The following is a 12,298-nucleotide window of genomic DNA, read 5'->3' as shown; positions in this document are numbered from 1 at the left end:
TTACCCTTCAGTTCCCTTGCGGCGCTTGGCCGCCAACGACGCCAGGCGTTGCATCACCGGCGCCGGAATAACACGCGTCGCGAACACCATCCCCTTTTGGGCCGTCGTCAACGGCCATGCCCCGCCTCGCATTGATCCCTGCCTGGGTATGCCGAGCACGATCCGCGACAAGTGATGCATGCCTGACGACGGGAGAATCCTGTTGAGAGCCAACAGCATCGAGGCATCCGGGCCGACACCGCGGCGACGGAACGGCGCCCGGTCGTCCAGTGCCTTGAGCAGGCCGTCGCTGAACCGCTCCGGTGGTCTGGCAAGACGCATAGCGAACCGTCCGCGGGTGTTCATCGTGTGGTGCAGCCGGGCGTACGGGCCGGCTAAGTCGCGGTCGTCGGTGGTGCCCGCGTCGGTGATGATCTCGGTGTCATAGGTGCCGGCCACCAAGACCGTGACACCGAGCCCGAACGGCGCGATCTCGCACGCCATCGACTCACCCCAGCGCTCCAATGCTCCCTTGGCCGCCGAATACGGCGCGGTGGCAGGCTGACCGCGTACCCCGGCCGCGCTGGATACCAGCACGATGCGTCCCTCGCCCGCCACCCGCATCGCCGGAAGCAGAGCCTGAGTCAACGCGACGGGGCCCAGAACGCTGGTGGCGAATAGCCTCTGCCACGACGCCATATCAGTCTCCTCCACCATCCCGGCGGCGGAGATCCCGGCGTTGTGCACAAGCGCGTAGGGCGCCCCGACGGCCTCTTCAATCGCCTTGGCCGCAGCGGTAATCGACGCGCTGTCCAACAAGTCCAACTGCACGCCGATCAACCGGTCGTCGACCGCCCCTGTCGCCTCTCGCAGAAGCGGAAGCCCCACATCGGGTGTCCGCATCGTCGCGACTACGCGCCATCCCTCGCGATACAAGCGCACGGCCGATGCGAACCCCAGGCCGCGCGATGCACCGGTGATGACGACGCTGCGCGGATCACCCATTGCCCGGTCCACACCGTCCGCCGTCGGCCGGTGGCTCGACGTTCGGGCGTCCGTTGGGTTGACCGCTCAACCAGGTCGACCAGATGCCCACCGAGTACGGACCGGGCTGGCCCTCCTTCTCGTAGAAGCCTTGTGGGTCATAGATTTTGGCTTCAGGGTACGGCCACGGGCAGGCGACGGTACGTGACAGGTGCGCCATTTTCACCAGGGCGAACGTACCGCCGTAGCAGAAGTAGCCGACGTTGATCAGGACCAGCATCACCACGAACATGCCGAGGGTAGGACGGCTGGCGAAGATTTTCGCCCGCTGCGCCAATTTCTCGGCCACGGTGCGGCCGGTGTCGTCGCGGTAGAGTAGCACCCCGGCCGGCACCATCACGAAGTTGACCGCCAATATCTCGATGATGAAGGGGAATTGGTGGGTCTGGCCGACGAAGATCGACCCGATCGGGACCTGGGAATAGATGTACATCCCGGTTTGAACCAGGGTGATCTCCAGTGCCGCGTCGAGCACCATCCCGAACGGGAGGATGCAGATCGCCAGGCTGATCAAGGGATGGCGCCACACGAAGGAATCGACGGGCCGACGCGCCTGGATCCGGCGCAGCAGCCAGATGCCCGGGAAGTAGGGCCCCAGGTAGAACATGATGTAGCCCAGGACCAGCAGCGGCTCGACCGTCGGTGACAGTGACACCAGTGGCCAATCCTCGGGCAGGTGATGCAACTGCGGGTTGTAAACGGCGAACGGCGCCCAGTTCATGATGGGGTCCTGCCAGACGATCAGCGTCGTGACGATGCCCATCAACAACACCGGGTGATACGGGTGTCGGCGCCACGCCACCACGTAGGTGACGGCGATGAGGGCCATCACGACGACCGTGAACGCCTCTAGTACCCCGAGCCAGTGTTGGAAGCCGAACAGCACTGGCACTGGTCGCGGTGTCCCGGTGACATCCGGGTTACGAACCCGGTCGGACTCCAAACCCGTGCGGGCATTGGCAAGAAGGAATCCGAGCACGCTTAGTGCGGCTACTACCCATACCCAGGTCCAGGGCGATCCTCGTCTGGGCTCGGCTGTCGGTGCTGCGGCGGACGGCGCTGTCTGCTCGGCGGTCATCAGTTATTCCTCTCCGAAGCGGTCGACGAGATGGGAGTTGACGCCGTCGGGATCGAGCTTGCGCGCCACCAGGTAACCGGCGCCCATCCAGGCGCGACGGGTCCAGTTCCCGAACGACACCCGGGTGCCTGGTGCGCCGGAGGCGGCAGGCATCATCTTCACCCGCTCGAGGGCTTCCTTGACCCCGCGCGGGCTCAACGGATGCGCGTCGCTCAATGCGCGCACCAATGTCATCGCGACATCGCGGTTGACAACGGGCACACACCATTCCGGGCGCCGCCCGTACGCCTCGTGGTATTCGTCGAGGAACTTCTGCCCGACCATGTTGCCCTCGTCGTACTGGTCCACGCCGGTCCAGCCCATGAACCCGTTCCACATGATCGGGTTGAGCCAGGCGTTCTGGAACGCGGTGCTGGTGAATCGGGGCGGATTCCAGTCCAGCGCCTCGAGTGCCGGGTTGATGAAGACAATCCCGAACCCAAAGCCGCAGTGCACCAGCGCGCTGGGCTTGGCGTCGTGAACTGTTCGGACTGCCTCGCTTACGTCCTGGGCCGTCTGCGCGATGGCTGCCTCGGCAACGATGCGAATACCTTTGCGCTGGCAGGCTTTACGGAAGTTCTCCAGATAGGTCTTGCCCACCAGCGATTGTTCGACGAGAACGCCCACCTCGGTGTGCCCGCCCTTGGCCAGCAGGTCCGACCAGAAGATCGGCTCGTCGGTCAGCGATCCCATCGGGAACGAGAAGACCCACTCCCCCAGCGCAGCATCGGATCCGGTGACGCTGATCGCCGGCACCTTGAAGCGTTCCTCGATGGCCTCCCGGGTAGGGACCACGTTGTCGGTGATGTTCGGACCGAAGACGGCCAGGCATCCCTCGTCGCACAGTTCGCCATAGGCGTCGATAACCGCCTTGACCGATCCCTTCGGCAGACCTTCCACCTCGCGGTAGATGATCTCGATGGGCCGGTCGAGCAGGCCTTGTTCGGCGGCTTGCTTGAAGACCAAATCGAAGGGCTGCGTGAGGTCTTCGAAATATGTCTTCGGAAACCCTTCGGGCAGCCGGAAGTCCATCAGGTAGCCGATCTTGATCGGCTCTGCGGTGCTCTCGTAGGACATCTCACCTCCATTGGTGCAGCGCTACGGCCGCCGTCCCACAGTGGAACCTAAAATTTGTTCAGACCCTAGCGCGGCTGGCGTCCGGTCGTCAATCATCGTGTCCGCCTTGCCCGGGCAGATACACGTCGATCATCTTGTCCAGGCCGCTGGTCACTGCGGCGTCGTCGGTGAGCGGCCCCGCGATGGCCGCCCGGGCCGCTTCGCGTGCGCTCAGTCCCTCGGCGATCAATCGCCCGGCGGCGATCAGCACCCGGGTCGAGGCCACCTCGCGCAGTCCCGCGGTGTCCAGTCGCCTAATCGCCTGCCCGAACCGCACCAGCTCAACTGCGGTCTCGTGATCGACGCCCGCCTCGCAGGCAACGATTTTCTCCTCGACGTCCGGTGTGGGAAATCCGAACTCGATGGCCACCATGCGTTGGCGTGTGGAGTCTTTGAGATCCTTCAAAACGCTTTGGTATCCCGGGTTATAGGAGACCACCAGGCAGAAGCCGGGCGCCGCATCCAGCGTCGTCCCCAGCCGCTCTATGGGAAGCTGGCGGCGGTGGTCGGCCAGCGGGTGCAGCACCACTGTGGTGTCCTGGCGGGCCTCCACCACCTCGTCGAGGTAGCAGATGGCACCCTCACGTACCGCGCGCGTCAACGGCCCGTCGACCCACTCGGTTTCGCCGCCGCGCAGCAGAAATCGGCCCACCAAGTCGGCCGTCGTCAAGTCGTCATGGCACGCCACGGTGATGAGCGGCCGGTTCAGGTCGTAGGCCATTGCCTCCACGAAGCGGGTCTTCCCGCAACCGGTGGGGCCCTTGAGCACCACCGACAACCCTTGCCGGAACGCCGCTTTGAACACATGCTCCTCGTTGCCGACAGGCACGTAGTAGGGCCGTGGCGCGTGCTTTTGGCTAGTCATGCCACCATCCGTCGTCGAAGGTCTGCTGAGGCCAGTGCTGACCGGAACAGCGGGCCGATCAGTTGGTTCAGTTGCTCGAGCCGCGGAATAGTGACATGCGCGGCGCTGCCGAATACTCGCTGCAGCTCGGCAACGTCGGTAGCGGCACCGATGGTCAAGCACAGGCAGCCGGTGCCCCGCCGACGAGCCTCGGCCAGCGCGCGGCGCGCATCAGCCGCGCCGTAGTCGCGTTCGTAACCGTGGTCGTAGGCCAACCCGTCGGACAGCACGACCAATAACCGCCGCGGAGTGCCACCCCGACTTTCCAATACCGCGGCGCCATGCCTGATCGCGGCCCCCAATCTCGAATAGCCGCCGGGTGTCAGCCCGGATAGACGCCGCATCGCCAGGGCGTCGAGGTCATCGTCGAACCGCTTCACCGGTAAGAGATGCACCGCCGACCGCCCTTGGGAATGAAAACCGTACAACGCCACCCGATCTCCCAGATCGTGCAACGCCCCCGTCAATGCGGCAGCCGCTGTGCGCTGCTGCTCGTGCACGGTATGGCCGATCGATCCCGGTTCGGCCGACGAACCCGAGATGTCAAGGAGGATCAGGACGGAAAGGTCGCGGCGGCGACGCAGACTGTCGACGTAGACCGCTTCGTCGGGCGCTGATCCGGCGATGGTCTCCACCCGCGCCTCGACCGCCGCATCGATATCGACGTCGTCGCCCTGAACCTGGCGGTGATATCGATCCAGACCCACCGCGAGCCGGGCGAGTGCCCGACGCAACCGGTACCCGTCGGCCACGCTGATCGACGCGCCGTCGCTGGGTCGAGGCGCGACTTCCTGCACGGTGCACCAGTCCGGCCGATATTGCATGCGGCGAAAGTCCCACTCGGGGTAGTTGATTCCAGCAACCTCGCCGGCAAGGTCGTACTCGTCGACGCCAGCGGTCATGTTCGATACGACGGCAGAGCCACCGCCACGCATGCCCGACCGCAATCGGTGCGTCGGTGCGTCCGCACCCGGTGGTCCATTGCCGTTGAGCCGACGCACCGGAGCCAGCATCTTTTTCAGCCACCGGCCGAGAGCACCTCCGCCGCCGACCGGGCTGGAGAACAAGTCCGCGATGTCTTCCGGGTCGGAGTCCTCGAGCTCTGCCAAGGGCCTGCGCTGCTGTTGTCGAGCAACATGCGTACCGGATGGGTCTTTCGTTCGGCTCTTGCTGGCAGCCAACAGCTTTCGAGGGTAAATAGCTCCGAATACTGCCGGTGGCTCGCTGCCGACCGCACGGCTGCTTGCCAGTGCCAGCGAGCATGCCGGCGAGTCGCTGCGGGCCGCCATGTCGCGGTCAACGAGCAAAGACACCGCTGCCGGCAGCAATTCCTCGTTGGCTGCGAGCGCCCGATGTCCTTCTATCGCAAGGTATCGCGCGGTCAGGGCAGGCCGCCGGCCGAGCCGGCGCATGACGGCCGGCTCCAGGCTTCCCGCTGCCAGAAGGCACGCTTGAACCGCTACGGACCGTAACTGGTGGCGCGGGCCGACGTCGGCGTCGAGAAATATCGTCTTGCCGTCCGTCCACGCCGGCTCACCGGCGCCGGTTGCCGCCACGTCGACGCTGCGGCCGGCAACCGCAGACGCCAGCATGCTCCACCGCTGCAGGGCATCGGTTGCAGTGTGGTTCGCCAACGACTCTCTCACCGCCAATTGTTGACCAAATATCTGTTCCACCCTAGAGTCCGTGCTGTCCGCAGTCAATCAACTCAGGTGGTGCCAGGCATGATCGATTTCACCGAGCAAGTCGTGATCGTCACCGGTGCCGGCCGCGGACTCGGTCGCCTCTACGCGCTCGAGTTAGCCCGGCGCGGTGCGTCAGTGGTGGTCAACGACCTCGGCGGCTCCATGCACGGCGACGGCGCCGACACCGTGGTGGCCGACCAGGTTGTCGCCGAGATCGAGGCCGCCGGCGGCACAGCGGTGGCGTCGCACGACTCGGTGGACAGCCCGGAGGGCGGCGAAGCCATCGTCGCGTCGGCGGTCGAGCGATTCGGCCGCCTGGACGCAGTGGTCAGCAATGCCGGCATTTTCACCAGCATCCCGTTCGAGGAGCTGTCGGCCGATGACTGGCGGCGCATGCTCAGTGTCCACTTGGACGGCGGCTTCTATTTGAGTCAGCCGGCATATCGAGTGATGAAATCGGCGGGTTACGGCCGGTTTGTGTTCATCTCGTCGTCCGGCGGAATGTTCGGGCAACCGCTGGAAGCGCACTACGCCGCCGCCAAGGCCGGACTGGTCGGGCTGGCGAACGTGATCGCCATCGAGGGCGAACCGCACGGGATCCGCGCTAATACGGTGTTGCCGTTCGGGTTTTCCCGGATGGTCACCGAAACCGTCGGCGACCCCAAGGCGCTCGAGCAGACCGGTTTTCTGAAGGTGATTCAGCCGGAGCTCGTCGTGCCGGTCGTCGTCTACCTGGCCAGCCGGGCCTGTGGGTTCACCCATCAGAACTACTCGGCCTGCGCCGGCCGGTTCGCGAGGGTCTTCGTTGGCCTCGGTGAAGGCTGGCTCGCCGAACCTGGCAGTAACCCCACCGCCGACGACATCGCGGCACATCTACCCGAAGTGACTGCGACAGAACCGTTCACGGTGCCCGCGTCGATTTTCGAGGAGGTGTTCGGCGTCTGCGCGCGGCTGGGCATCGACGTATTCTCGCAGTGACGCCAGACCCCCGGCAAAGTAGCTACTGTCTGGTAGCGTTTAACCAAACATTCGGTCAGAAGGCCCTCTTGCGGGAAGCTGTGGAGGTGACGTGGGGCGCCAGCAACCAGCCGGGGCGGCAACCTCCAACGGCGCCTACGACGACGGGACGCGCCGCACCGAGATCCTTCAAACCGCCGCGTCGCTGATCGCCTCCTCCGGGTTGCGCACCTCGCTGCAGGAAATCGCCGACGCGGCGGGCATTCTGCCGGGAAGCTTGTATCACCATTTCGAGTCCAAAGAAGCGATCCTGGTCGAGCTGGTCCGGCGGTATTACGCCGATCTGGAACGCATCGGCGACACCGCATATCAGAAATTGGACGAACCGGGCTCGCGGCCGGTCTCCGAAACGATCACCGAGCTGGGGTCGGCGATAGCGCGCTGCGCCGTGGCGCACCGCGCGGCCCTGCAGATGTCGTTCTACGAGGCGCCGAGCGCAAATCGCGAGCTGGTGGAACTGCTTCGTCATCCCCCCACCGCCGTGCAACAGGCGATGCTGCAAACCCTGCGTGCCGGCAGGTGGAGCGGCTACATCCGGGCGGACATCGATCTTCCGACGCTGGCGGACCGGTTGTGCCAATCGATGATGCACGTCGGTCTGGACGTCATACGCCACACCGCGGCCGCCGATCAGGCCGCCGCGCTGCTGTGCCGCATCATGCTGCAGGGGCTGGCCAGCCACCAGCACAGCGATCAAGAGTTGGATCGCTCCAGTGCATTTGCGGCTGCGGAGGCGGCGATCAAGACATGGCCGGAGACCGATTCCGAGGCCAACGACAAAGCGGCACATGTCCGGGCGGTCGCCCGAGCCGAGTTCGGCCGCAAAGGATATGAGGTCACCACCGTCCGCGACATCGCCTCGGCGGCGGGTCTGGGCACCGGGACCGTCTATCGGCTGATCGGCTCGAAGGACGAGTTGCTTGCGTCGATCATGGAGTCGTTCGGCAAGAAAGCCGGCGGCGGCTTCGTCAACGTCCTTCGCGCGGACGCGACACCGATCGAGAAATTGGACGCGCTGGCCTGGGTCAACATCAACGCGCTGGATCAGTTCCCGGATGAGTGGAAGATTCAGCTAGCCTGGATGCGGCAGTCCCCGCCCGATACTCCGAATCCCGGCCTGCTGTTCACCACACGCCTGCGGCAACTCAAAACACTGCTGTCCGAAGGGATTCGCTCGGGCGACATCCGTGTCGAAACTCCATCCATCGAGATGCTGGCCCGATGCGTGATGGATGTCATTTGGATGCCCGAAAACATCGTGCGCGACCAGGGCAAGAGCGCGGCACTGATCCATGCCCGCGACACGGTCGTGCGTGGCGTCGCACAGCGGGACACCGGCTAACCACCCGCCCTAAATCGGGTATTGAACCAAAAATATGTTCCCCGTAGAGTTTTTGCGTGTCCGCAGAGTGGCGGGCCAAGAGAAGAGGGAGAGCAATGACCGGCATCGAGCAATTCCGGTACGACGGCAAGCGAGTGCTCGTCGTGGGTGGCGCCACCGGCATGGGGGCAGCCGCCGCCCAGACGGCAGCGGCGCTCGGTGCCGAGGTGATCGTGATGGACTATGCGCCGGTCTCGTATGAGGCTGCCCGCGAGGTGAGCGTGGATCTGTCCGACCGATCCTCGATCGACTCCGCGATCGACCAGGTCGAGGGGCCCATCGACGCAATCTTCTCGGCCGCCGGTGTTGCCGACGGGCCAAAGCTGATGAGAGTCAACTTCATCGGTCATCGTCATCTCATCGACCGGGTTCGGGCCGATGGCAAGCTTTCGCGCGGTTCGGCAATCTGCTTCATCTCCTCGGTCGCCGGGATGGGCTGGGAGAACGACTTGCCGCTGCTTCAGGAGTTCTTGGCCACGCCTGACTACGAATCGGCCGATGCCTGGGTCGCGGCCCACGAGCCGGAGGGCATCATCCACTACGGCTTCAGCAAAAAGGCCATCAACGCCTACGTGGCGACCCAGGCCTTCGACCTGTTGAAAGAGGGCGTGCGCATCAACGCCATCTGCCCCGGCCCCACCGACACGCCGCTGGCCCGCGCCAACGCCGACCTGTGGCTCACCTTCGCCCAGGACTACCGGGACGCCACCGGCTGCGGAGTCCACACTCCCGAGCAGATGGCCAACACCATGGTCTTCCTCAACAGCCAGGCGGCCAGCGGCATCAGCGGTATCACCCTGCTCGTCGACAACGGCCACGTGATGTCCTCGCTCACCGGAGCATTCCCGCCCGGAAAGCCCATCATGGATCTGATCATGGGCCGCGTTTCGCTCACCTAGAGCGCGTGGCGGGGCAACGTGATCGGCAAGTCCAGCGAACTCAAAAGCCCCGCAGGCGCATCCACCACATAGGGGATGGCGTTGACGACGCGCATGGCGGTGGCCGTCATCGCGCCCCGGCCGGCGCCGTGGCCTTCGGCCTCCCCCAGTGTCATCGAGCAATGGATGTCGGGCTCGCCTTCGATGTCGACGCGGTAGGTAGCGTCGCAGTCTGAGTTCGGCCAGTCTGGCGCCACGTCGCGCGCCATCCGAATGACGTGTTCGATCACGATCGCTTCGCGGCCGTCGACGACGCCAGCCGCACGTGTGGACACCGCCCCGCATGTTTCTGCCTTGATCGTCCCGAAGGCCACCTCGATGTCGCGGTGCGTCAGACGGCGGTCGAGCGTGCCGCGAGTCTCTTGCACCTCCACACCTAAGCCCTCGGCTATCAGACGAATTGGTGCGCTCCAAGCCATCTCGATGAAGCCCGGCGTGCTCAACATCGGTTCGAAGTCGAGCGGACGACCGAACCCCATCCCGTCCATCATCACGTCGGCAACCGGATAGTGATCGTTGAGCGCTATCTCCGAAACCTTCACGGCACGAATTGTTTTCGACTGCGTCGACAACACAAGCGCAAGCTGATCCGAGCCGAATCCGGGAAAGATTCCGGAGACGTAGAACGAGGCGTTTCCGGATTTGGCGGCCGCCTCGAGTTGGTCGCGCCACTCGGCGTGAAAGTAGGCGGGTGGGTAGACCAAGCTGGTGGACGACGTCGACGCCACATTGATTCCCGCCTCGAGCAAGCGCAGATAATCGGGCACCGCACCGGCATCACGTTGCGGACCGCTCGCGGTGTACACGACGCAGTCCGGGCGCAACGCGATAAGCGCCTCGGCGTCATTGGTCGCCGCGACACCGATGGCCGCGCCACCGGCGAGCTCGCCCGCGTCGCGTCCGACCTTGTCCGGCGAATGTACCCACACCCCAACAAGTTCGAGGTCCGGGCGGCGTCGAATCGCGTCGATGGCAATGGAACCGACGCCTCCGGTTGCCCAGACGACGACTCGAGTTGGCCTCACGGTCATGTTTCTCCTTACTGCGTTGACGCCGCGGCCGCGCGCTCGAGATAAGGCCACGCCAGCCTCGGCGGCAGACCTCCGCAGAGCGGCAGCAGCCGTCCGCGCGATCGCATGTCGACAGCGAAGTGCTGGTATTCCTCGCTTCCTTGGGTCGATCACGAGCCACGCAGACTATAACCTAATCTTTGTTCCAGGCGGTCAGTTCACGGCCTTCCGATTCCGCCAAGAACCCGCCCAAAGTGACGGCGCACTGGTAGAAAGACGTGCGACGAACCCGTGAAATGGAGGTGGCCGGTGAAAACCCGGTTCGTCGCGGCCGCGGTGACGGCTTCGGTGGTGGTGCTGGGCACTTCGGGTTGCTTCATGCGCTCGGAGAAGGTGCCGCAGAAAACGGCTCGGATCACCGTCAACAACACCACTCGGACGTCACACGCCGTTTCCTGTAGCCAGGTGCAGTGGCTGCTGACCGCTGACATCGGCGCGGCGCCTGCACACGTCCAGGCGGTCGTGCGACTCGATGCGGAGAAGCCCAAACCTGAGTCCGTGCACATCGACAACTTCGACGGCTTCACCGGCGTTGCGGACGCCGGAGTTGGCAAGGCCAAGGCTGCTTTTGCCGGCGATACCTACACCATCACCGGTACTGCCCAGGGGACTGACCCGAACGACGTCAACACACCGGCTACGGCTGACTTCAAGATCGAAGTGAGTTGTTGACCACCACCGGATAGATTTACTGCGATGACAAGTCCCATCCTGCTCAGCATCGCTGTGATCGCCTCGGTCCTGTTAAGCCTCTGGCTCGTCCAGCGCGGCGGTCGCAATCGCTGAGGGCGGCCGTACTTAATCGGGCGGAAGAAGCCGCTTGGAACTGGCTTCCGCTTCACGCCGCAGCCTGATCGCCCGTGCCCGCGCCTCGGCAGCCAGAGCTTCGGCTTCCCCGGCTTCTGCTCGCGCCCGCGCCTCGGCGGCCACGGCTTCCGCTTCGGCGGCTTCTGCTCGCGCCCGCGCCTCGGCGGCCACGGCTTCCGCTTCGGCGGCCCCTGCCCGTGCCCGGGCTCGCGTCCGCGCCTCGGTGGCCAGAGCTTCGGCTTCGCGCGCTGCTGTCCGCGCCCGGGTCTGGGCCGAGAGAGCTTGGGCTTCAACGACTTCTGCGCGGGCCCGCAGCTCGGCGGCCAAAGCTTCAGCTTCGCCAGCTCCTGCTCGCGCCCGGGCCTCAGCGGCTGCAGCTTCGGCTTCGGCGGCTTCTGCCCGCGACCGCGCCCGGGCAGCGACAGCTTCAGCTTCGGCGGCTTCCACCCGCGCCCGCGCTCGCGCCCGCGCCTGGACGGCCAGAACTTCAGCGTCGCGGGCTGCTGCTTGCGCCCGCGCCTCAGCGGCCGCGGCTTCGGCTTCGGCCGCTTCTGCCCGCGACCGCGCCTCTGCGGCGAGAGCTTCGGCCTCGTCGGCTTCTATCTGTGCCCGCGCCTCGGCGGCCAGAGCTTCGGCTTCGGCGGCCAGGATTCCGGCTTCGGCGGCCAGAGCTTCGGCTGCGGCCGCGCCTGCCCGCGCTCGAGCCTCATCGGCCCGGGCTTCTGCTGCGCCGGCTCGTGCTTGGCTCCGCGCCTCGGCTCTCAACTTCAGCTGCGACAGCTTTCGCCCGGCCCGGGCCCTCGCATGGTCGACGCCCAATAAGCGGTTGCGTTTCGGTGGGCCGGCCGTGAGCCGCGGGTGCCGCGCGACCGCTTTCTTCGGGCCGTTGAAGAAATCCATCACGCCTAAAGCCAAGCCGGCCAGCCCGATCGTCAGTGGGATCGCGAACGCCACCGTCGCACTGTCTTGCCAGTTCACCACGGTCGCGTCCCAACGCCGTACCGCGGTAATGACAGTCTCCGCGGACGCGCTCGCCGCCCGCGGCTGCCGATCCGGACCGCTATTTTCTCGGAGACCACCGCAACCACTGCATGATCCCTCTCCTTCGCGGAGATACCGGGATGTAGCGTACTGCGATAGACCTCACAGTGGCGTGATAACCGCTCGTTTCTGGCCAAGAAGTCTGCACAAGTTGCGTGCTTTTGGACTGGTTAGGCGAGCTACGCCGCAGCCGGGACTT

11 protein-coding genes are annotated in these 12,298 nt (G+C 65.3%); 4 read left to right on the top strand and 7 right to left on the bottom strand.

Annotated elements, in window-relative coordinates:
• The 5 genes from MFM001_RS19740 to MFM001_RS19720 all read right to left on the bottom strand — a co-directional run bounded on the left by MFM001_RS19740 (position 1) and on the right by MFM001_RS19720 (position 5,794).
• The gene (locus MFM001_RS19740; RefSeq protein WP_116376960.1) at positions 1-984 is read right to left on the bottom strand and encodes an SDR family oxidoreductase; all 984 of its coding nucleotides are present in this window, start codon (positions 982-984) and stop codon (positions 1-3) included.
• Entirely contained in the window at positions 977-2,104 is a 1,128-nt protein-coding gene (locus tag MFM001_RS19735; protein ID WP_238159304.1) for a spirocyclase AveC family protein, read from the bottom strand. The genes MFM001_RS19740 and MFM001_RS19735 overlap by 8 nt, the downstream gene beginning before the upstream one ends.
• The gene (locus tag MFM001_RS19730) at positions 2,105-3,217 is read right to left on the bottom strand and encodes an ABC transporter substrate-binding protein (RefSeq protein ID WP_116376958.1); all 1,113 of its coding nucleotides are present in this window, start codon (positions 3,215-3,217) and stop codon (positions 2,105-2,107) included.
• 88 nt (positions 3,218-3,305) lie between these two features.
• On the bottom strand, positions 3,306-4,121 hold the full coding sequence (locus tag MFM001_RS19725) for a CbbQ/NirQ/NorQ/GpvN family protein (RefSeq protein ID WP_116376957.1): 816 nt from the start codon (positions 4,119-4,121) through the stop codon (positions 3,306-3,308).
• Complete coding sequence (locus MFM001_RS19720) at positions 4,118-5,794, bottom strand: nitric oxide reductase activation protein NorD (RefSeq protein ID WP_371685584.1); 1,677 nt, start codon at positions 5,792-5,794, stop codon at positions 4,118-4,120. Before MFM001_RS19720 ends, MFM001_RS19725 begins: the two co-directional genes overlap by 4 nt.
• Before the next feature lie 90 nt (positions 5,795-5,884).
• Here MFM001_RS19720 and MFM001_RS19715 point away from each other — a divergent pair, with 90 nt between their 5' ends.
• The 3 genes from MFM001_RS19715 (at position 5,885) to MFM001_RS19705 (ending at position 9,142) form a co-directional block, all read left to right on the top strand.
• Positions 5,885-6,823 (top strand): SDR family NAD(P)-dependent oxidoreductase, encoded by a 939-nt coding sequence (locus MFM001_RS19715; protein WP_116376956.1) that lies wholly within the window; start codon positions 5,885-5,887, stop codon positions 6,821-6,823.
• 91 nt (positions 6,824-6,914) lie between these two features.
• Positions 6,915-8,204, top strand: a complete 1,290-nt coding sequence (locus tag MFM001_RS19710; protein WP_116376955.1) for a TetR/AcrR family transcriptional regulator — start codon at positions 6,915-6,917, stop codon at positions 8,202-8,204.
• 95 nt (positions 8,205-8,299) lie between these two features.
• Positions 8,300-9,142 (top strand): SDR family oxidoreductase, encoded by an 843-nt coding sequence (locus tag MFM001_RS19705; protein ID WP_116376954.1) that lies wholly within the window; start codon positions 8,300-8,302, stop codon positions 9,140-9,142.
• Here the strand turns inward: MFM001_RS19705 and MFM001_RS19700 are convergent.
• Positions 9,139-10,212 carry a dihydrodipicolinate reductase gene (locus tag MFM001_RS19700; protein WP_116376953.1) on the bottom strand — a complete coding sequence of 358 codons (1,074 nt, stop codon included), beginning with the start codon at positions 10,210-10,212 and terminating at the stop codon, positions 9,139-9,141. The two genes, MFM001_RS19705 and MFM001_RS19700, sit on opposite strands and share 4 nt — an antisense overlap.
• A 288-nt stretch (positions 10,213-10,500) precedes the next feature.
• On the opposite strand from MFM001_RS19700, the gene MFM001_RS19690 reads away from it, so the two are divergent.
• Positions 10,501-10,923, top strand: a complete 423-nt coding sequence (locus MFM001_RS19690) for a lipoprotein LpqH (protein WP_116376952.1) — start codon at positions 10,501-10,503, stop codon at positions 10,921-10,923.
• Positions 10,924-11,049: 126 nt separating this feature from the next.
• Here MFM001_RS19690 and MFM001_RS19685 read toward each other — a convergent pair whose 3' ends face one another.
• Positions 11,050-12,036, bottom strand: a complete 987-nt coding sequence (locus tag MFM001_RS19685) for a hypothetical protein (protein WP_116376951.1) — start codon at positions 12,034-12,036, stop codon at positions 11,050-11,052.
• Between the last annotated feature and the right edge of the window lie 262 nt (positions 12,037-12,298).

Source organism: Mycobacterium sp. MFM001 (genome assembly GCF_003402475.1).
Taxonomy (GTDB): Bacteria; Actinomycetota; Actinomycetes; order Mycobacteriales; family Mycobacteriaceae; genus Mycobacterium.
Note: the sequence above shows the minus strand (reverse complement) of the source record. Positions and strands in the feature narration are given on the sequence as shown.

Bases quoted from the DNA above. Each gene is read 5' to 3' on its own strand.
- MFM001_RS19740 (WP_116376960.1), bottom strand. From the start codon at position 984: ATGGGTGATCCGCGCAGCGTCGTCATCACCGGTGCATCGCGCGGCCTG.
- MFM001_RS19730 (WP_116376958.1), bottom strand. From the start codon at position 3,217: ATGTCCTACGAGAGCACCGCAGAGCCGATCAAGATCGGCTACCTGATG.
- MFM001_RS19725 (WP_116376957.1), bottom strand. From the start codon at position 4,121: ATGACTAGCCAAAAGCACGCGCCACGGCCCTACTACGTGCCTGTCGGC.
- MFM001_RS19715 (WP_116376956.1), top strand. From the start codon at position 5,885: ATGATCGATTTCACCGAGCAAGTCGTGATCGTCACCGGTGCCGGCCGC.
- MFM001_RS19705 (WP_116376954.1), top strand. From the start codon at position 8,300: ATGACCGGCATCGAGCAATTCCGGTACGACGGCAAGCGAGTGCTCGTC.
- MFM001_RS19700 (WP_116376953.1), bottom strand. From the start codon at position 10,212: ATGACCGTGAGGCCAACTCGAGTCGTCGTCTGGGCAACCGGAGGCGTC.